Here is a 21,032-nt window from a genome sequence, read left to right on the forward strand (position 1 = left end):
ATCAAAACGAAGCTGTTCCACCGGATCAGCCTCGTTTTCTTTATTTTATTTCTTGTTGAAGTTATAAGTTTTCCCGTTCTGCAAAAGCTGCATCTGATTCTTTTCCGGAAAGAAAATGATCCTGATTCCAGCCCGCTCAAACTTGAACTGATCATTCTCTACCAACTCCAAAGGAAATTCCGGCTGGCCTTTTCCCTGTGCGAAAAGTTTGCCGTCATTCACAAAAACTTTCAGATCCAAAGAGATGTCTGGAGAAGTGTATTCACCAATGTATTGCTTTAGTTTCCCATCAGAAGATTTTGTTTCCGTCGGAGTATCAAATTTCGGAAACTCGAAACTTTGATCATAGATAATATTAAGAACGCCGATTGCAACATTGTTGTGAGGATATTCTTCGCCATTGATGACCATTGAAACCGAATAATCTTCCTTCTTGCTGTAAGATGTCACAGCGTGTGATCCCGATGTATCGCCACCGTGACCAAATGAAACCTGATTGTAAAAAGGAACTGCCATCATTCCCAGTCCAAAATCCAATTTGCTTCCCGGCTTCGGCATCATCTTTTCCAACGTTTCTTTTTTTACAAATTGGTTGTTAAATAATGCATTAATAAAGACATTCAGATCATTCGGAGTCGAGACGATATCGCCCAATCCAATACAATTTCTGAAATCAAAATCTTCTTTTTCTTTCCAGATTCCTTTTTCATTCTCATAAGATTTAAAGACATTATTCGGATGGTCAAGCTCTGAAAAAGTATTTTTCATCCCGGCTCTGCTTGTGATGTTTTCTTTCAAAAGAACATTGTAAGGTTTCTTGGCCACTTTCTCCAGAATTCTGCTCAGCAAATAGTAGCCAGAATTGGAGTATCTCGTTTTTTCACCCGGCTGAAATTCCACACCTTGAGCCTTGATCGTGTCAAGAATTGCTTTATCGCCAACCGATTTTTTGAAAAGCCATTGGTAATTTTCGCCAACATAATCGCCTAATCCGCTGGTGTGATTCAATATCATTTCCAAATTGATTTTGTCGGCATTTGGAATGTCAGGATAATATTTGGAAAGCTTGTCAGAAATGGTAAGTTTTCCTTTCTCTACTTGCTGCATTAGCATTACAGCAGTGAATAATTTGCTGATGGAACCAATTTGATAACGCGTGTCAGAATCCCATTTTACATTCGGTAATTGATCTTGTCCAAAGTCTTTTTTGTAAACTTCTTTCCCTTTTCTGAAGATGGAAATGCTGCCAACAGCTTGTTTGTTTTGAATCAGATAATCAAAGAAATCATCCAGTTTCGTAGTATTGATTTCACGATTTCCAATGTCTTTTATTTTTTCATCTTTTAAGTTTTCGTCATTGTTGCTTTTGAAAAAATTTAATGGAAATTGACGTCCGTTCTGCGTAAAAGTCCCTTCAAAATGATCTGTTTTGTAAGTTCCTTTGTAAGACGCATTGATCTCATTCATTTCGAAAATCAATTCATTATTGGTGAATTCGGTTTTGTCAACCGTGATGATTTTTTCGGATTGTTTCGGGCTTTTTCCGGATGAGGTGTAACCGTTGTTTTCTTTTTTAATAGTAAGGATCAGAGGTAGTTGCGTCCCGCCAAGATCGAGCTCGCCTTTCCAAGAACCGATCAAATCCTGGGCGTAAAAAGTCTGTGCTAATAAAATCAGCACCAATAATAGTTTGGTTTTCATAAGTAAATATTTAGTGTTGTTGTAAGGTCATACAAAACCATCCGAGATTTTGTGAATCTCATTTGGAATGTGCTGACTGCGATTGGATATGTTTAAGGTTGAATTAAAAGATGGTCTGGCTGATAATTGTGGTAATAAGAGACACAACTGCGAAGATTACAATGTGCTGCCATTTTTTAATATTGGTAGCCGTTTTGAATCCATTGTAGTAAAGCACGATATTGTAAACTAGAAAGGGAAGTGTTATACATCCTGCCACAGCTACTATGATCAGATCCAGCATTTCTATTTTTGCGAATTTTCCTGCTATAGACGAAATGTTTCTGTTAGCTTCTTTCACAAAAGGCAGAGCCATCATCGGCATCGTAATGATTAATGGAATCTGCGAAATCAAAATTGTATTGAAGATGTCGATGATTCTGGATCTTTTATTAAAAAATTTGGCTAGAATGATTAAAACTACGATTGCAAAAATGTAGCTTAAAGAATTGATCCTGACAATGTCCCAAATAGTTTGACCTTCTTCTAATATTGATAAGTGGAAGATGCTGTCATTGATCATTCCTGCATAAAAACAACCGAAGAAATTGAGAATGAAGAAGATAATTCCAATTAACAACAGCTTTTTCTCATCAAATTTCTCAAACGGATTAAAAATAGTTTTCCAGGTCATAGGTTTCAGTTTTGAAGTTTTTTAACTTTTTCGATGAGGTCGTCCATTTTGTTTCTCATCGTCGGGTAGGAGAGTTCGGCTTGTTTTGCCATTTCTTTAATGCTTCCGCTGGAAAGGAAAAAGTTGAGGATGAAGTCCTGATCGTCTCGACTCAGTTTTAGGAGAACAGGAAGTTCATAATTTCCATTGACATTGGTTTCACAAGATGGGCATTTCATCTGGCTGACATTCAACGTATGATCGCAGCTTGGACAAACTATTGGAAGTTTCATTTTATCAAATATTATTTTACAAATGTAATAATTATTTTAATAAAGTTAAAAAATATTTTAACTTTATTAAATATTAGTTTGATTTGAAGCACAAAAAAACTTCCAATCACTGGAAGTTTTTAAAATTTAAATTCATCGGAAAAGCATTAATTATCTTTATCAGACCTTTCAATCTTATTCCTGTCTGAAGATTTTATATAGTCACTGTAACTTACAGGCGAATAAACTTTTTGCTCAATTTTTCCGACGGTCGTTGTCGGTTTCCAGTAGTATTGGTCGTAATTTTTGGAAATGGAAACGGTACAATTTGCAATTTTATTGATGATTTTCAACTTTACGAGTTTAACATAATTAATCTCTGAAAAGAAAAACTGCGGAATTTTTTCTGAAGAGTTTTTGACTTCACCGTTGGCATAAGTTACCATCCATTCGTAGGAATAATCAGAAGAATTTTCGTTCGGGAAAAATGAGATGACAGAATCATTAACTTTTATTTCCTTGAAATCGTCGATGTTAACGCCGCATTTGTTTTTTGCAACACTTTGATTGTCATCCACAACTTCGATTGTTTTTTCACACTGCAGACTCTGAACATTGAAAACTGAAACCGAAAGTGTCTGTTTTCCAATTTTTAAAGCTTGCACATTGATTACACCTGATTTTAAATTTCCGTCGGTTTTCAGATTTTGATCTAACTTCCAGGAGTAACAATCTTCGCACTGCGCTTTTGCATCCACGGAATAGGATGCATTTTCATTAATTTTGATGGTCGAGTTTCCGGCAATTGTACATTGTCCGTAAGAATTGGCTGCCAGAAATCCGGCAACCATAATAAAATATTTTTTCATTTGTATTGTGTCTTTTAAAAATCAACACAATACAAAAATTATACCTGAATAACGCCGAGATTAAATTTTTCCGTAATCGGAGAATGATTGGCAGCCTCAATTCCCATACTGATCCATTTTCTAGTATCCACAGGATTGATGATGGCGTCTGTCCAAAGTCTTGCTGCCGCATAAGTGGGCTGCGTCTGGCGCGTGTAATCTTTTAATATTCTGTCAAGCAGTTCTTTTCTGTCCTCATCGGTAATTTCTTTGCCTTGCTTTTTCAACGCAGATTCCTGGATTTGAAGCAGAACTTTTCCGGCTTGCGAACCGCCCATCACAGCTAGTTCTGCCCAAGGCCAGGCGACAATCAGTCTCGGATCGTAAGCTTTTCCGCACATTGCATAATTGCCTGCACCATAAGAATTTCCTGTAATAACTGTGAATTTTGGAACGACTGAATTAGCAACGGCGTTTACCATTTTTGCACCGTCTTTGATGATACCGCCTTGCTCCGACTTCGAGCCAACCATAAATCCTGTCACATCCTGAAGGAAAACCAACGGAATTTTTCTCTGATTACAATTGGCAATAAAACGGGTCGATTTGTCAGCAGAGTCAGAATAAATCACACCGCCAAACTGCATTTCGCCTTTGCCGCTTTTTACCATTTTTCTTTGATTGGCCACAATTCCGACGCTCCAGCCATCGATTCTGGCGGTACAGCAAATAATGCTTTTGCCGTAATCTGGCTTGTATTCTTCGTATTCAGAATTATCGACAAGACATTTGATGATTTCTAATGTATCATATTGATCAGATCTGATGGCAGGCATTAATCCGAAAATATTGTCTGGATTTTCTTTTGGTGGCACACTTTCGATTCTGTCAAATCCGGCTTTGTCAAAATCGCCGAGAGATTTCATAATATTCTTGATTCGATCTAGAGCATCTTTGTCGTCTTTGGCTTTATAATCCGTAACGCCGGAGATTTCGCAATGTGTGGTTGCGCCGCCAAGTGTTTCATTATCAATATTTTCACCGATTGCTGCTTTCACTAGATAACTGCCTGCCAGAAAAATACTTCCGGTTTTGTCGACAATCATTGCTTCATCACTCATAATCGGAAGATAGGCGCCGCCAGCTACACAACTTCCCATAATCGCGGAGATCTGAACAATCCCGGACGAGCTCATCTTGGCATTATTCCTGAAAATCCTTCCGAACATTTCTTTATCTGGGAAAATTTCGTCCTGCATCGGTAAGAAAACACCTGCAGAATCTACCAGATAAATAATTGGCAAACGGTTTTCCATTGCAATTTCCTGAGCTCTCAAGTTCTTTTTTCCTGTGATTGGAAACCAAGCGCCAGCTTTCACGGTCGCATCATTTGCGACTACGATGCATTGCCTTCCGGAAACATATCCCATCATTACCACAACGCCGCCGGCAGGACATCCGCCATACTCTTCGTACATTTCGTGGCCTGCAAAAGCACCAATTTCTATGGCGTCAGAATTTTTATCGAAAAGATATTCCAGTCTTTCCCGTACAGTCATTTTTCCCTGATCGCGCTGTTTCTGAAGAGATTTTTCACCGCCGCCCAGTTTGATTTTTGACAAGGTTTTCTTGATGTCAGAATATTTCAGCTTGTTGATATCTTCTCTTTTATTGAATTCTAAATCCATTGGTTTTTCTTTGCTCTAAAGATAAAATATTTTAAATAATCACAAAGCGGAAAGTACAATTCCTGATTTTTTAAATCTCTGTAAAATATAATTCGGATTTCTCCGTTATAAATCCAAATACAATAAATTTTTAGTTAGTTTATGTTATTTTTAATAAGTTCTTTATTAAAAGATCCGTCTTGAGTTTTCTGGACGGATTTTTTAATTTTCTGATCGATTTCCAATATTCATTTTTAGACTTACAATCTGTAATATTTATTCATAATTTTGCAGACTGAAAATCAATTATTCCAATGAAGAATTCTTATTTGCTGAGGTTACATTTTATCGTTTTTTTATGGGGTTTCACGGCAATTCTGGGAAAATTGATTTTGGCAGAAGCTCAGGTTCTGGTGTTTTACAGAATGCTGTTTGCTGCGGTTTTTCTCTATTTATATATTAGATTAATCAAAAAAGAAAGTATCAAGGTTTCCAGATATCTTTTATTTCAACTCGTCGGGATCGGAAGTGTGATGGCTTTTCACTGGCTGTTTTTTTTCCAGTCGATCAAAGTTTCAAATGTTTCAATTGCCTTATCCTGCCTCTCGCTGTCAACACTTTTTGCATCCTTAATTGAGCCTTTGGTCTATCGCAGAAAGCCGGATTGGGTGGAAGTCATTATTGGTCTTATCATTGTGGTATGTATTTGTTTGATTTTCAATGCGGAACTCAAATATAAAGAGGGAATCATTTATGGAATTCTTTGTGCACTTTTCGGGACGATATTTTCAGTTTTCAACGGAAAAATGTTCGGAAAAACCAGTTCGGGAAATATTATTTTTTATGAGATTGCCGGCGGCTGGTTGATTATCAGTTTGTTTTCTCTTTTTACAGGACAAATTTCCAATGTCAGCGAAATAAGTTATACCGATATTGCGTTAATATTATTGCTGGCTTCTGTCTTTACAGCTTATCCAATGTTTGAAAGTGTGAAACTGATGAAGTTTATTTCGCCTTTCACGTTGATTTTAACTGTAAATCTGGAACCGGTCTACGGGATTATCTTAGCTTTTTTTATCTTTGGAGCATCAGAGCATATGAGTCCTGTTTTTTATGGTGCCTCTTTCGTGATGATAGCCTCGATTGTTGTCAACGGAATCATCAAATCGAGACGGAAAAAGGGAGATGCCATTACAGAAACAAAACCTCTGTAAACACTTATTAATGAAAAGAATTTTATTTTTTTTACTGCTAATTTTAACCCAGTTTTCTGATGCGCAAATCATCAGAAAATACTCCAATGAGTTCCTGAATATAGGTGCCGGTGCAAGAGGTCTCGCAATGGGTGGCGCGGTGGTTTCCAATCAGGATGATGTCTATTCTCCGATGTGGAATCCGGCTGGACTGATCAAAATCGACCGTGACTGGCAGGTTGCAGCAATGCACGCAGAATATTTTGAATCCATCGCGAAATACGATTATCTGTCTTACGCCAAACCTTTGGATTATGGGAACGGTGTTTTTGCTATTTCTTTAGTAAGGCTCGGCGTCGATAATATTCTCAATACAACACAATTGATTGATTCAGAAGGGAATATTGATTATGATAAAATCAGTTCTTTCTCGACTTCAGATTACGCAGCTTTGTTTTCTTACGCATTTCATCCGAACGGAAATCAAAAATTAGATGTAGGTGCCACAGCGAAAGTAGTTTACAGGAATGTCGGAAAGTTTGCCAGCGGATACGGTTTTGGATTTGATGTGGGCGCAATTTATCATTCGGATACAGACTGGAATTACGGTTTTATGCTGAGAGATGCCACCACGACTGTCAATTTCTGGACGATTAATCAAAAAGAATTATCAGCGGTGGTAAATGGCGAAGAATTTAATCCTGCTCCGACGGACAAAATGGAAATCACAATGCCAAAACTGAATGTAGGTTTCAGCAAAACATTTGAATTCAACAGAGATTTAAAATTACTACCAGAAGCTGGCGTCAACATTGATTTTGCAAAAACGGCAGCCTTGGTTTCCACTGATTTTGCCAGCATCACACCTTATGCCGGTGGAGAATTGATCTTTCAGGATATGATTTTTGTGAGATTAGGGTTTAATAGATTTCAAACTATTTCTGATATCGAAGATCTTAAAAGAAAAGTATCTTTCCAGCCAAGTGCAGGAATAGGTATTAAATATAAAGGCTTAACTTTGGATTATGCCATCACAAATTCCGGAATCGGAGGTTCAAATTTCTATTCCAATTTCTTTTCTTTGAAACTGGATATGCAGGGTTTTAGGAATTAATAAAATCAAATTTTCATCATGAAAAAAATCTCAACGTTACTTGCAATTGCTGTAATTACATTCATCAAATCTCAGGCAGTTTCTGACTACAGATATATTTCAGTTCCGTCGGAGTTGGCTGATTTTAAAGAAAACAAATCATACGGTTTGAATACGATTCTCGAAAAATCGTTGAAAGGAAAAAAATATACTATTCTGCCGGAAAATAAGTCAAATTGGCCAGCTGATGCACTCGGAAATCCTTGCAAAGTTTTGAATGCTGATATTTTGAATGATAAAAGTATGTTCCGGAACAAACTGATCATTCAATTCAAAAATTGCAGCAATCAAATAGTATTAGAAGAGAAGGGCAGCAGTACGATTAAAGAATTCGAAGCTGGCTATCAGGATGCTTTGAAACAGGCTGTAGTGAAAATTCCGGTTTCAAATCCTTCGTCGCAAATCGAAAATCTGGCAGAGGCAAAATCTCAAGAAGTTGTAAAAACTTCTGAAGAGCCAAAAGCAAAAGAAGTAATTTCGCAAACGTCAACAGCTCAGAAATACACCAATAAAAATAAGACATTCCAAAAGATTCAGATTGCTGATGATCAATTTATTTTGGTTGACGGCAACAGTTCCGTTCCTTTTGCAACTTTTAAATCAACGGCTAAAAAAGACGTTTACAGAGTAAAATTGAGTTCAGGAGAATCTACACTTGGCTATTACGAAAATGGAAACATCGTCATTGAGATGCCAAAAAGCAATGGTGAGTTTGCAAATGAAATCTTCACTGCAAATTAATTTGAAATAATTTTTATCTTGATAAAAAAATGGTCAGAAGCAATTCCGACCATTTTTTGTATAATAAATTTTATTAAGCAAAGCGCTAAAAGCCAATTGCTATCAGCCAATCGCTATTTATTTGGCTGAGGTGTATATCGCAAATATGGTTTTACGACTTTCACACCTTTTGTAAATTTTTTCTCGGCATCTTCCTGAGAAAGTGCGGCAGGGACGATGACATCTTCACCGTCTTTCCAATCGACAGGTGTTGCAACGCCGTAGCCGTCAACTAATTGTAGGGAATCCAGAACTCTTAATATCTCGGTGAAATTTCTTCCCGTAGAAGCCGGATAAGTGATAATGAGTCTTACTTTTTTATTCGGATCGATGATTAATAAAGACCTTACAGTGAGAGAGGCGTTTGCATTTGGGTGAATGAAATCATAAAGCTCAGAGACATTTTTGTCCTGATCGGCAATGATTGGAAATTCCACTTCAGTATTTTGAGTTTCATTAATATCAGAAATCCAGCCTTTATGATTTTCGATTCCATCAACGCTTAGTGCCAGAACTTTTGTATTTCTTTTATCAAATTCCGGTTTCAATTCCGAGGTTCGTCCAAGTTCCGTAGTACAAACCGGTGTGTAATCCGCAGGATGAGAAAACAAAATTCCCCAGGAATTACCCAGATATTCGTAAAAGTTAATTTTTCCAAGACTGCTTTCTGCATCGAAATCAGGAGCTGTATCGCCAAGTTTTATAGACATATTGTAATATTTTTTTGATTAATGGATAACAAATTTAATAATAAAAATTTCAATTCATACTAATTTAGTATTAATTATTTTTGATCATAAAAAAACCATTCAGATAATTCTAAATGGTCCTAGTTTATTTTGATAAGTGTTTTTTACAATTTACCAATTTTGCTGTCGTCGATATTGTATTTTGCAATCACTTCTTCGTAAGATAAAGTTCGTGGATCAACAGAATTTTTGCCAAAAACCGCTGGTACTAAAACAACTCTGAAAGTTTGTCCATTGAGATATGTGCTCTTGAAAAGGCCATCCTGTATAGTAAGATCGAAATCTGCATCTAAAGTTAATTGAACATCTGCAGTTGTAAAATCGAAAATGTAATCCATTGAACTACCTCCGCTAAAGTAATAAGTTTTTGGAAGAGGCTCCCAAATTGGGCTGTTTGCGCCAGGATTATTTTTACGATAAACCAAAACAATATCTTGATTTAATAGAGCACGGTTGAATTCGACAGTGTAATGATATAAATTATTAAATTCAGGATCTTTTATAAAATTAAGATTGACATCATAAACAGCAGGATACTCAACTTGTACTTGCACATCATCATCGTCATCTTTACAGCTAAAAATAAATATACTGGAAATCAGTATTAATAAAAGGGGAAGGAACTTTTTCATAAGTTAAATTTTTTACGTTATAATTTTATTACAAATAACAGACCATAAAAATAGCTGTTTTCAGCGGATTTAATATCTTTATGGAAAGTTTCTAAAATTTTAGATATCAAAAAAATGAAAAGGTTAAGTCTTATAATAATAACTTTTATTTCGCAGTTTTATTTCCCTCAATACCAACCAAAAAATCTCTCCAGTTCCGACCTCAAAAAAGCAAACGATTGGGTTGATAAAACCTACAATGCGCTTTCACAGGAGGAAAAACTTGGTCAGCTTTTCATCGTTGCACTTTATACGAATAAGGACGAAGCACACATCAACCAAATCCGAAATATTGTTTTGAATGATAAAATCGGTGGATTGATTTTGATGCAAGACGATGCGACGAGAGAAATTAATTTGGTCAACGAATTCCAGTCCAAGTCAAAAGTCCCGTTGATGATTGGGATGGATGCAGAATGGGGCGTTTTCCAGAGGATTGCAAAAGCACACAAATATCCTTGGGCAATTACGTTGGGAGCGATTCAGGATAAAAATCTGATTCACGATATGGCATCCAAAATTGCCGAAGACTGCAAGCGGATGGGCATCAATTGGGATTTTGCGCCCGTTGTGGATGTGAATACGAACCCAAACAATCCAATTATTGGAAACAGAAGTTTCGGTTCTGATGTCAATAATGTCGTGAATTCCGCTTTGGCATATTCCAACGGTTTGCAGGACAACAAAGTTCTTGGCGCAATCAAGCATTTTCCTGGTCACGGCGACACGGACAAAGATTCTCACTTGGATTTGCCAGTTGTTTCCCACAATATGGAACGATTGGAAAAAACCGAATTAGCACCCTTCAAAGCATTGATGGACAAAGGAATCGGTGGCGTAATGGTCGCACATCTCTATGTTCCAAGTCTTGAAATCGAAAAAGGAATTCCAGCTTCGATTTCCAAAAAAATCATCACTGGATTGTTGAAAGAAAAATACGGCTACAAAGGTTTGATTATCACCGATGCGCTTAATATGGGCGCGGTTGCAAACAAGTTCAAAGCGGGAGAATTGGATGCGTTGGCTTTCAAAGCTGGGAATGATATTATGTTGTTTTCGCAGGATGTTGCAACTGGAAAAAGGTTGATTCAGAAAGCGATTGATAATAAAGAAATTTCGCAAAGTAGAGTAGAGGAGAGCGTGAAGAAAATTCTTTTGACCAAATATTTTCTAGGTCTTGATAAATATTCCAACGTTAACCCGGAAAACATCAACGAAGATTTGAACAACGCTTCACATTCCGAAATCGTCCAGAAAATGTATTCCAACGCCTTGACATTAATTAAAAATGACAAGAAATTGTTGCCTCTTGATTGCAAAGAAACTTATTATTATGTTCCGTTGGAAGAAGCGCCTTACGAAACTTTCCTCAATCAATTGAATACAGAAACGACGGTGATTTTGAAAAAAGCTTCGGAAATCAATTCAATTCCAGCTAACTCAAAAGTGATTGTCGGTTTTCATAAAGATAATTCCACGGCTTACAAACCATATAAAATCTCAGATTCAAGCAAAAAGATTCTTTCAGATTTAAGCAAAAATCAAACTGTGATTCTTGATGTTTTCGGAAGTCCTTACGCTTTGAAAGATATTGATATTTCCAAAGTTTCCACAGTCTTAGTTTCTTACGAAAATAATGATGACGCGATGAAAGCCACAGCCAACGGACTTTTAGGTCAAACTAAAATCTGGGGAAGACTTCCGGTTTTGGTCAATGACAATTTAAAATTCGGAATGGGAATGGATATTGACGCTAAAATCCCAGCCAATCAAACCGATAGAAAAAATAGTTCGGAAACGAAGAATTCCAAGACAGTAATTGAGTAAATTTGGAAGACGAAAAATGAAATTTCCAGCAAGTATTATTATTCTGTTTTTTCTATTGTCTTGTGCAAAACAAGAAAATACATCAGGTATTAACAATGATTTATATAAAGAAATAATTAAATATCAGAAGGAAAATCCTATTGATAAATCTGACTCTCAATTTTTAAGTGATGGACATTTTATTTACGAAGTGGTAATTTTACCTCCAAAATATTCCAATCCAGAAGATAAAAATTATTCTTTATTTATCACAATGTCAGTCTTTGGAATAAGAGACGATTTAAAAAAACTGTGCTATGGTGTCTATCAAGATGAATTTTTACAAAAAACAGTAATTTATGATGAAGCAAATTTCATTGACAGATTTGTCACTGTAAAAAAGAAGGAAAATATTGAAACATATATTTTAAAAAATTCACCAATAATAGACATTGTTTATCCTGTTAGACTGTACAATATCGTTGATGGGAAATTATTATTCATTGATGAAATAAAAGGAAACAATCACAGAAAATAAAATAAGTAATTAATGAAAATAGGAATACTTTGCTATCCAACCTACGGCGGAAGCGGAATTGTGGCAACGGAATTAGGAATGAGTCTGGCCGACAAAGGTTATGAAGTTCATTTCATAAGTTCTGCATTGCCAGCACGTTTGGACGTTACCAATCCGAACATTTTCTTCCACAAAGTGAATGTTCAGACTTATCCGTTGTTCCAGTACCAGCCTTATGATATCGCCTTGTCATCGATGATTTATCGAGTTGTCAACCTTTACAAACTGGATATTTTGCACGCGCATTATGCGATTCCTTATGCTTACGCCGCGTTCACGGCAAAGCAAATGTTGAAGGCAGAACACAAAGATGTGCCTTTGGTGACGACGCTTCACGGGACAGATATTACCTTGGTTGGCCAACATCCAAGTTACAAACACGCCGTCGAATTCTCTATCAATCAGAGCGATACGATAACTTCTGTTTCCGAAAGTCTGAAAAAAGATACGCTCCAGTTTTTCAATATTCACAAAGAGATTCAGGTGATTACCAATTTTATTGATAATTCTGTTTTCGATGATTGCAAAACTTGCCAAAGAGAACAGTTTGCCAGCGACGACGAAAAAATCCTGATTCACGTTTCGAATCTCCGTCCAGTAAAGAGAATTCAGGATGTTTTGGAGATTTTCAGGAATGTGAACAGAAAGGTACAATCAAAACTCATCATCATCGGCGAAGGTCCAGAGATGGAGAAAATCAACCAGTTTCTGGAAGAAAATCCAGAATTGATTGGGAAAATCAAGTTGCTTGGAAAAGTCAACGATCTTTATAGGATTCTTCAGCTTTCAGACGTCTTTCTTTTGCCTTCCGAGCAGGAAAGTTTCGGATTGGCGGCTCTGGAAGCGATGGCGGCAAAAACGCCGGTAATCAGCAGTAATGCGGGTGGAATTCCCGAAGTTAATATTCAAGGCGAAACCGGATTTTTGGCTGAAATCGGAAATGTGGAAGCGATGTCCAATTACTGCATCAAACTTTTGAGCAACGAAGAGCTTCTTGCCGAAATGAAAAAGAATGCGAAAGCACAAGCACTGAAATTCGACCTCAAAAATATCCTTCCAATCTACATCGAGATGTACGAAACCACGATTACGAAGTTTGAAGAAGCTAAGTTGATTGATGTTAGATAGAAGGTCTTCGACTGACAATGCTCAAATGATTATTATTGAAATGTCACACTGAGCGGAGTCGAAGTGTCCAATATTAATTCACAATTAAAAATATTTTTATAACTTAACCCTTTCGAAGTCACGTACTTTGAAAGGGTTTTTGTTTAACGAAAATCAATACACAAATGAATGAAGAAATATTACAATATCTCTGGAATTTTAAGAAATTCCGGCGGTTCGATTTTGTTTCCGTTGATGGAAAGAATATTGAAATCTTAGAATTCGGCGAATGGAATAAGAATTCGGGACCGGATTTTTTGTTTGCAAAGATTAAAATTGACAATATCATTTTCGCCGGAAACATCGAAATTCACACCAAAGCGTCCGATTGGTTTTTCCATAATCATTCCGGAAATCCCGAGTTTGGGAATTTGATTTTGCACGCTGTTTATATCAATGATTGCGAAATTCCTGAATTGGAAAACCAACAGATTCCGACCTTGGAACTCAAGGATTATATTGATGAAACCTTGATTCAAAAACATCAGAATTTGAGGGAAGAACATTCGTTTGTTCCTTGTGAAGATTTGTTTGATAAAGATAAAATTCCGTTGTTTTTTGAGGAGGAAGTTTTGTTGAAAAAATTGGATTTCAAATCTGAGGCGTTGGAATTATCATTAAAGAAAAATCAGAATAATTATGAAGCGGTTCTGTTTCAGCAATTGGCTTACACGTTTGGATTGAAAGTCAACGCGGAGATTTTTCTGCAATTGGCTGAAAGTCTGGATTTCTCAGTCATTCAAAAAATCAAACAGAATAAAGTTCAGTTGGAAGCTTTGCTATTCGGGATTTGTAATTTTCTGGACGAGCCAAAAGATGAAATGATGAAAGTCTGGAAACGGGAATTTGATTTTTTGAAAGTGAAATTCAATTTGTCAGAGGTTAGAATCAATCCAAAATTCTCAAAACTCCGTCCACCAAATTTCCCGACGATTCGGCTTTCGCAATTGGCAAATCTTTATCATTCTCAGCCCAATCTCTTTTCGAAGATTATTGGGGCAAAGACTGTTGATGATTTGTATTTGATTTTTGAAAATGTTTCGGCTTCGGAATATTGGGACAATCATTTTAATTTTGGGAAAATTTCACCGGTTGAAAGTCAGAAATTGTCGAGCAGAGATTTCATCGATTTGATTATCATTAATGCGATTCTTCCCATCAAATATTTTTATCAAAAGAATCACAATCCGGAAATTGTAGATGATATTTTTGAATTCTACAAACAGCTGAAATCGGAGAAGAATTCTGTACTGGATGAATGGAAAAACTTGGGTGTGAAATTTGAAAATGCTTTGAAGACACAGGCTTTTCTTTACCAATACAAAACATTTTGCACTCAGAAAAAATGCTTAAATTGCAGTATCGGTTTTCAGTTGTTGAAGAGCCACGATTAAAGTAATAAATCCAAAATGAAAGAGCCAATTGTAATCAACGGAATGCGCCACAAAATGGAAAGAGAATGGTTTGGCGTGCTCACAAGATACGGAACCAAACTCGGAATTCCGGTTTCGAAATTGCGTGTTTTCTTTATTTATTCTACGTTTGCGACGGCTGGGATTTTCTTTTTGTTTTATCTCGGATTGGCTTTTATGCTCTGGATTAAGGATTGTATTGTGACGAAGAGACCGAGTGTTTTTGATTTGTAAAAATTTTAATCTCGCAGATTTAGCAAATTTTGCAGATTGCTTTAAAGATATTTAAGCCGGTTTAATGTTTCAGATTTTGAACGGGTTTTCGTTTTATAGACAAATGTTGTTTTGTACTGAAATCCGCAGCCCGGCTTGAGTGGAAATCCTTTTTTGCGGCTGGAAAAGCAAAGGCAAAAAGATTGGGAACGGAAGACGGAAATAGCTGCCCAAATATAATCCACAAAAAATCCGATTGAAAAACTCAACCGGATTTGTATTTTGAAATATTAGTCTAAATTCTAATATCTGACTTCTAAAATCTACACTTATGGATTTGCAGTTTTAAGGTTTGCAGACGCATATTCTCTGTTCATTCTTGCGATGTTCTCTAGAGAGATTCCTTTCGGACATTCTACTTCACAAGCGCCCGTGTTGGAACAGTTTCCGAAACCTTCTTCGTCCATTGCTTTTACCATGTTCAGAACTCTTCTGGTAGCTTCTACACGACCTTGAGGCAACAATGCGAACTGAGATACTTTTGCACCAACGAACAACATTGCTGAGCCGTTTTTACAAGAAGCCACACAAGCGCCGCAACCGATACATGCCGCAGCATCCATCGCTTTGTCAGCGTCTTCTTTCGGAACCAGGATTGCGTTGGCATCTAAAGTGTTTCCGGAAGTGTTCACAGATACGAATCCGCCGGCAGCCATTACTCTGTCAAAAGCACTTCTGTCAACCACCAAATCTTTGATCACCGGAAAAGCAGCACTTCTCCAAGGTTCGATGTGGATGGTTTCGCCATCTTTGAAATGACGCATATGCAACTGGCAAGTCGTAATTCCTGTATCAGGTCCGTGCGCTCTACCATTGATGTAAAGTGAACACATTCCGCAGATTCCTTCGCGACAATCGTGATCGAATGCAACTGGATCTTGTCCGTTGTTGATCAACTGCTCGTTCAGGATGTCCAACATTTCCAGGAATGAAGAATCCGTGGAAACATCAGCCAATTTATAGGTTTCGAATTGACCTTTTGTTTTATTGTTTTTTTGTCTCCAAATTTTCAGCGTAAGATTTAAGCCTTTTTTTGCACTCATGTTGTATATATTTTTGAATGGAGATTATTTATTTTTTTCTGGTTTATCAGCATTTTCAAATTTCATATCGGATGCTAATACTTTTATTTTCTTAGAATTTGAAGCTTTTAAAGCATCATATTTTTCTAATCCACTTTTGATATTTTCAGTTTTATCATCTGTTGTAGGAACATATAATTGTTTTTTTGCACCTTTTACTACCTGATAAAATGTTCTTTTGTCCCGAAATTCATTCGGATTTAAAGGACTAAGACTTACCTGCGCAATGAAGGCGCCCATTTGGCCTTCGGCATTCAATACATAAACTGAATTAGGTTCTAAATTAGCTTCTACAAAATCTCTATTTTCGGATGCTGCCCAAAAAATGTGATTTCCCGGTTCACACTCATAAACCATATATTTAAAACCTGAAAGTGCTCCCAAGAATTTATCTTTGTCATAAATTCTAAAGTTGATCAGTGCGCCTGCGCCAGTTCTCAAGATGTAAACCAAAGATTTACCTTCTGTAGGCTTGTCAATTTCCTGTGTTGTAACTTTCTGAGAATACGCAGTAGATAGTCCGCAAACCAAGACAATTAGTACAAATAATTTATTGATAATTTTCATCTGCTGTTATTTGTAACTTCTTGCTTTCACTTCAATATTCTCGTACACAAGGTCTTCTTTGTGAACTACAGATTGATTGATGTCCATACCTTTGTATTCCCACGCTGCAACGTATTTGTAATTTACATCGTCACGTTCTGCTTCACCTTCCGGTGTTGCGTGATCTTCACGGAAATGGCCTCCACAAGATTCATTTCTGTTCAGCGCGTCAATCGCCATCAATTGTCCTAACTCTAAGAAATCTGCTACTCTGAAAGCTTTTTCCAATTCAGGATTCATATTGTCAGCTTCACCAGGAACTCTCACATCTTTCCAGAAGTTGTTTCTCACTTCCTCGATTTCTTTGATCGCTTCTCTAAGACCTTCAGGTGTTCTTCCCATTCCAACTTTGTTCCACATAATATGACCCAATTGTTTGTGGAAATGATCTACCGTATGCGTTCCTTTATTTGTTAAGAAGAAATTGATTTTTTCTTTAATTTCTTTTTCAGCTTCGTTAAATTCCGTTGTATCTGTAGAGATTTTTCCGGTTCTGATGTCTGCAGAAAGGTAATCTGCAATCGTGTAAGGTAAAACGAAATATCCGTCTCCCAAACCTTGCATCAAAGCAGAAGCTCCAAGTCTGTTAGCACCGTGATCCGAGAAGTTAGCTTCTCCAACGACGAAACATCCAGGAATTGTAGATTGCAAGTTGTAATCAACCCAAACGCCACCCATTGTGTAGTGAACAGCCGGATAGATTTTCATCGGTGTTTTGTAAGGATCATCAGCAGTAATCTTCTCGTACATTACGAATAAGTTACCATATTTTTCTTCGATCCAAGCCCTTCCAAGATCATAAATCTGCTGATCTGTAGGATTGTGAATATGTTTTTCGATAGCGGCTTCTTTACCTTTTTTGATGATCTCAGTTGAGAAATCAAGGTAAACACCTTCTTTCGTATCATTATTTTCGATTCCGTATCCGGCATCGCAACGTTCTTTTCCAGCTCTGGAAGCAACGTCTCTAGGAACCAAATTCCCAAATGCAGGATATCTTCTTTCCAAATAATAATCTCTATTTTCTTCAGCGATATTTTCTGGTCTAAGTCTTCCTTCTCTGATGGCAACAGAATCTTCGATATTTTTAGGAACCCAGATTCTTCCGGAGTTTCTAAGAGATTCTGACATCAAAGTTAATTTAGACTGCTGCGTTCCGTGAACCGGAATACAAGTCGGGTGAATCTGAACATAACAAGGATTTGCAAAATAAGCTCCTTTTTTATGAATTTTCCATGCTGCAGAAACGTTAGATCCCATTGCGTTGGTAGAAAGGAAATACACGTTTCCATAACCTCCGGAAGCAATTACAACCGCGTGTGCAGAATGTTTTTCTATTTCTCCTGTTACAAGATTTCTTGCGATGATTCCTCTTGCTTTTCCGTCAACGATTACAAGATCCAGCATCTCGTGACGGTTGTGCATTTTCACACGTCCTTTTCCGATTTGACGGCTAAGCGCGGAATAAGCGCCTAATAATAACTGTTGTCCAGTCTGTCCCTTAGCGTAGAAAGTTCTTTTTACCTGAACACCTCCAAATGAACGGTTGTCCAACTGTCCGCCATATTCTCTTCCGAATGGTACACCTTGCGCAACACATTGGTCGATGATATTTGCAGAAACTTCAGCCAATCTGTAAACATTAGCTTCTCTTGCGCGGTAATCTCCACCTTTGATCGTATCGTAGAACAATCTGTAAGTTGAATCTCCGTCACCCTGATAATTCTTAGCAGCATTAATACCACCTTGAGCAGCGATAGAGTGCGCTCTTCTTGGAGAATCCTGATAACAGAATGCTTTTACATTATAACCTTGCTCGGCAAGAGTCGCAGCAGCAGAACCGCCCGCTAATCCTGTTCCGACGATGATAATATCTATTTTGTCCCGGTTGTTTGGAGCAACCAAGTTCATGTGATCTTTATGATTTTTCCATTTGTCCTTAAGTGGACCGGAAGGAATTTTTGAATCTAAACCCATAATTTATTTTATTATTATTGAGTAACGAAATGATAAACAGCGATGATGATAAATCCTAGTGGAATAAGTACAGAATACCAGTTTCCAAAAGCTTTGATGAAAGGCGTGTACTTAGGATGTCTTGCTCCGATGGACTGGAAAGAAGACTGGAATCCGTGTGCTAAGTGCAGACCTAATAAGACAAATGCAATTACATAAAGTACAACTCTCCAAAGATTACTGAATTTGTTGTGCAAATCTCCCCAGAAACGATTTTCCTCTACAGGAAGACCTTCAATGTATTTGTAATTCATCTCGTGGTACCAAAAATCGTACATATGCAAAGCTAGAAATGCCAAGATCACAGCACCTGTAATAATCATATTTCTCGACATCCAGGTTGAATTGGCTGATCCTTGGTTCATTGCATATTTTACAGGACGTGCTCTGTTGTTTCTGATTTCCAGGATGAATCCCATTACGAAATGGAAAATTACTGCGACCATCAATACTGGCTGCATCAAAAATTGAATCAAGGGATTGTATCCCATAAATTGAGAGGCATTGTTGTAAGCCGTTTCTCCGAAAATTGATAATAAATTTACGGAAAGATGCATTATCAAGAAAATCAGCAAAAACATTGCTGAAAGTGCCATAGCATATTTTCTGCCTATCGAAGACGTAGTCCCTGCCATAATTCTGTTTGTTATTTGAATTTCCACAAATTTAGAAAATAGTTGACTCAACTAACATTGAGAAATATCACAAAAATACAGTTTGTAATCTTTCTAAATAACTTTAAGGGAATGTTAACGATATTTCAAATCTGATAGTCAATCTATATTATATGAAAAGAAAAATCCCGAAATTGATTCGGGATTTTGTCTATTATAATTCTTTTCTCAATCTTGCGACCGGAATGTTGAGTTGTTCTCTGTATTTTGCAATCGTTCTTCTCGCGATGTTATAACCCTTTTCTTTTAGGATTCCTACCAAAGCATCGTCTGTGCAGGGTTTTCTTTTGTTTTCTTTATCAATAGCTTCCTGCAAATGTTGTTTGATTTCTTTGGTTGAAACTTCCTCGCCATCATCATTCGTTAATGAATCGGAAAATAAATTTTTCAAATAAACAATTCCGTTTGGTGTATCGGCGTATTTGCTTTTAACAACTCTGGAGATTGTAGAAATGTCAAATCCAGTAATATCGGCAACATCTTTCAGAATCATTGGTCTGATGTTTTTCTCGTCTCCAGAAATAAAATAATCTTTCTGAAGTTTTACAATCGCTGTGATGGTTTGCAAAAGCGTATTCTGTCTTTGGTTAATTGCATCGATGTACCATTTTGCCGCATCCAGTTTTTGCTTAATGAAAAGTGCTGCCTGTTTGTGTTCTGCAGATTTTTTATCGTGAGAATAAGTCGTTAAAATCTCTTTGTACTCATCCGAAACTCTAAGCGAAGGTGCGTTTTTGTTGTTTAATGTTGGAATAACCTGATTGTCCTTTACTTGAAGTACAAAATCCGGGATGATTTCCTGGTTAATGGTAATCGTTTGAGTATCAAAGTTTCCACCAACTTTAGGAGATAGTTTTGCAATCTCTTCCAGCGCATCTTTTAAATCTTCTTCCTCGATGTCGTATTTCTGGATGATTTTGTTGTAATGCTTATTGGCAAGTGCATCAAATTGATTTCTCAAAATATTTCCTGCCAGAATTACAGTTTTATTTGAACTTACTTTTTTCTCAATTTGAAGCAAAAGACATTCTCTCAAATCTCTTGCGCCAACACCTGGCGGGTCCAATTTCTGAACGTAATTTTCAAGGATATAAGTAACTCTTTCAATGGTTGTATAAATACCTTGTGAAAATGCCAAATCGTCAACAATGGATTTAATGTCTCTTCTTAAATAACCGTCTGTATCCAGATTTCCAATCACATATTCACAAATTTTCAAATCTTCTTCCTCAACGGTTGACAATCTGATTTGCTCCAATAGATAATCATAAAGCGTTTGTCCTTCCGTCAAAAGTGACTGGTTGTCAAATTCCTCATCGTCCGCAGAGTAGTTGCTGCTGGCGGTCTTGTAATTTGGCTCGTCATCATAAAGATAATCATTGACATCGAAATCCGTTTCAATGCTTTCTGTGCCTTCGTTTTCATAGGCTTCTTCAGCAGCGGTGTAGTCGTCTTCTTTGCTTTCCTCCTCGTTAACTTTTTCCAAAGCAGGATTTTCCTCAAGCTCTCTTTCAAGTTCTTCTTCAAATTCCAAAGTATGAAGTTGTATCAGCTTCATCAGTTGAATCTGTTGTGGAGCAAGTTTTTGTCCGAGTCTAAGTTGTAGATTTTGCTTTAGCATATTTGTAACGTTTATCAGTTATGATTAACTTTTACGAAGTTAAAAAATAATTTTCAAAAAACAACAGGTTTAGCACGATTTTTGATGAGTTAATAATAGTTAACAAAAAACC

Annotated in this window: 20 protein-coding genes; 8 read left to right on the plus strand and 12 right to left on the minus strand. The window is 36.9% G+C overall.

The features are described 5' to 3' along the window. Positions 1 to 45: 45 nt before the first annotated feature. The 5 genes from LUD75_RS15710 to LUD75_RS15730 form a co-directional block, all read right to left on the minus strand. Complete coding sequence (locus LUD75_RS15710) at positions 46 to 1,701, minus strand: serine hydrolase domain-containing protein (RefSeq protein ID WP_232706771.1); 1,656 nt, start codon at positions 1,699 to 1,701, stop codon at positions 46 to 48. A 103-nt stretch (positions 1,702 to 1,804) separates the two neighbouring features. Further along, positions 1,805 to 2,374, minus strand: coding sequence for a YIP1 family protein (locus tag LUD75_RS15715; RefSeq protein WP_232706772.1), 570 nt, complete (start codon positions 2,372 to 2,374; stop codon positions 1,805 to 1,807). Between the two features lie 5 nt (positions 2,375 to 2,379). Continuing rightward, a complete protein-coding gene (locus tag LUD75_RS15720) occupies positions 2,380 to 2,646 on the minus strand; it encodes a DUF2089 family protein (protein ID WP_232706773.1) in 267 nt (88 codons plus the stop codon). A gap of 146 nt (positions 2,647 to 2,792) precedes the next feature. Continuing rightward, entirely contained in the window at positions 2,793 to 3,494 is a 702-nt protein-coding gene (locus LUD75_RS15725) for a hypothetical protein (protein WP_232706774.1), read from the minus strand. A 38-nt stretch (positions 3,495 to 3,532) separates the two neighbouring features. Then, complete coding sequence (locus LUD75_RS15730; protein WP_232706775.1) at positions 3,533 to 5,161, minus strand: carboxyl transferase domain-containing protein; 1,629 nt, start codon at positions 5,159 to 5,161, stop codon at positions 3,533 to 3,535. Positions 5,162 to 5,454: 293 nt separating this feature from the next. Between LUD75_RS15730 and LUD75_RS15735 the strand changes: the two genes are divergently transcribed. Genes LUD75_RS15735 through LUD75_RS15745 form a run of 3 tightly spaced genes read left to right on the plus strand, consistent with a single transcriptional unit; the run spans position 5,455 to position 8,227 of the window. Then, positions 5,455 to 6,354 (plus strand): DMT family transporter, encoded by a 900-nt coding sequence (locus LUD75_RS15735; RefSeq protein ID WP_232706776.1) that lies wholly within the window; start codon positions 5,455 to 5,457, stop codon positions 6,352 to 6,354. A gap of 10 nt (positions 6,355 to 6,364) precedes the next feature. Further along, positions 6,365 to 7,447: a PorV/PorQ family protein gene (locus LUD75_RS15740; RefSeq protein WP_232706777.1), complete on the plus strand. Its 1,083-nt coding sequence runs from the start codon at positions 6,365 to 6,367 to the stop codon at positions 7,445 to 7,447. Between the two features lie 18 nt (positions 7,448 to 7,465). Beyond that, a complete protein-coding gene (locus LUD75_RS15745) occupies positions 7,466 to 8,227 on the plus strand; it encodes a hypothetical protein (RefSeq protein ID WP_232706778.1) in 762 nt (253 codons plus the stop codon). Between the two features lie 113 nt (positions 8,228 to 8,340). Here the strand turns inward: LUD75_RS15745 and LUD75_RS15750 are convergent, their stop codons facing one another. Together LUD75_RS15750 and LUD75_RS15755 are read right to left on the minus strand one after the other, a co-directional pair. Then, a complete protein-coding gene (locus tag LUD75_RS15750; RefSeq protein WP_232706779.1) occupies positions 8,341 to 8,976 on the minus strand; it encodes a peroxiredoxin in 636 nt (211 codons plus the stop codon). A 143-nt stretch (positions 8,977 to 9,119) separates the two neighbouring features. Then, positions 9,120 to 9,647 carry a hypothetical protein gene (locus LUD75_RS15755; RefSeq protein ID WP_232706780.1) on the minus strand — a complete coding sequence of 176 codons (528 nt, stop codon included), beginning with the start codon at positions 9,645 to 9,647 and terminating at the stop codon, positions 9,120 to 9,122. A gap of 114 nt (positions 9,648 to 9,761) precedes the next feature. On the opposite strand from LUD75_RS15755, the gene LUD75_RS15760 reads away from it, so the two are divergent. The 5 genes from LUD75_RS15760 (at position 9,762) to LUD75_RS15780 (ending at position 14,882) form a co-directional block, all read left to right on the plus strand. Continuing rightward, positions 9,762 to 11,513, plus strand: a complete 1,752-nt coding sequence (locus LUD75_RS15760) for a glycoside hydrolase family 3 protein (protein WP_232706781.1) — start codon at positions 9,762 to 9,764, stop codon at positions 11,511 to 11,513. A gap of 16 nt (positions 11,514 to 11,529) precedes the next feature. Further along, positions 11,530 to 12,030 (plus strand): hypothetical protein, encoded by a 501-nt coding sequence (locus LUD75_RS15765; RefSeq protein ID WP_232706782.1) that lies wholly within the window; start codon positions 11,530 to 11,532, stop codon positions 12,028 to 12,030. Positions 12,031 to 12,042: 12 nt separating this feature from the next. Continuing rightward, positions 12,043 to 13,197 (plus strand): N-acetyl-alpha-D-glucosaminyl L-malate synthase BshA, encoded by a 1,155-nt coding sequence (gene bshA / locus LUD75_RS15770; protein ID WP_232706783.1) that lies wholly within the window; start codon positions 12,043 to 12,045, stop codon positions 13,195 to 13,197. A gap of 164 nt (positions 13,198 to 13,361) precedes the next feature. Further along, positions 13,362 to 14,630 (plus strand): DUF2851 family protein, encoded by a 1,269-nt coding sequence (locus LUD75_RS15775; RefSeq protein WP_232706784.1) that lies wholly within the window; start codon positions 13,362 to 13,364, stop codon positions 14,628 to 14,630. A gap of 15 nt (positions 14,631 to 14,645) precedes the next feature. Next, positions 14,646 to 14,882, plus strand: coding sequence for a hypothetical protein (locus LUD75_RS15780; protein ID WP_034969986.1), 237 nt, complete (start codon positions 14,646 to 14,648; stop codon positions 14,880 to 14,882). Between the two features lie 308 nt (positions 14,883 to 15,190). On the opposite strand, the gene LUD75_RS15785 is transcribed toward LUD75_RS15780, so the two are convergent. From LUD75_RS15785 to rpoN, 5 genes are all read right to left on the minus strand, one after another. Further along, positions 15,191 to 15,964 (minus strand): succinate dehydrogenase/fumarate reductase iron-sulfur subunit, encoded by a 774-nt coding sequence (locus LUD75_RS15785; protein ID WP_232706785.1) that lies wholly within the window; start codon positions 15,962 to 15,964, stop codon positions 15,191 to 15,193. A 24-nt stretch (positions 15,965 to 15,988) separates the two neighbouring features. Beyond that, positions 15,989 to 16,570, minus strand: a complete 582-nt coding sequence (locus tag LUD75_RS15790; protein ID WP_232706786.1) for a hypothetical protein — start codon at positions 16,568 to 16,570, stop codon at positions 15,989 to 15,991. 6 nt (positions 16,571 to 16,576) lie between these two features. After that, positions 16,577 to 18,589, minus strand: a complete 2,013-nt coding sequence (locus tag LUD75_RS15795; RefSeq protein WP_232706849.1) for a fumarate reductase/succinate dehydrogenase flavoprotein subunit — start codon at positions 18,587 to 18,589, stop codon at positions 16,577 to 16,579. A gap of 11 nt (positions 18,590 to 18,600) precedes the next feature. Beyond that, the gene (locus tag LUD75_RS15800; RefSeq protein ID WP_232706787.1) at positions 18,601 to 19,260 is read right to left on the minus strand and encodes a succinate dehydrogenase cytochrome b subunit; all 660 of its coding nucleotides are present in this window, start codon (positions 19,258 to 19,260) and stop codon (positions 18,601 to 18,603) included. A gap of 193 nt (positions 19,261 to 19,453) precedes the next feature. Beyond that, a complete protein-coding gene (gene rpoN, locus LUD75_RS15805; protein WP_034976517.1) occupies positions 19,454 to 20,920 on the minus strand; it encodes an RNA polymerase factor sigma-54 in 1,467 nt (488 codons plus the stop codon). Positions 20,921 to 21,032 lie beyond the last annotated feature (112 nt).

Origin of the sequence: Epilithonimonas sp. JDS (assembly GCF_021261315.1) — a bacterium.
In the GTDB taxonomy this organism is placed as follows: Bacteria; Bacteroidota; Bacteroidia; order Flavobacteriales; family Weeksellaceae; genus Epilithonimonas.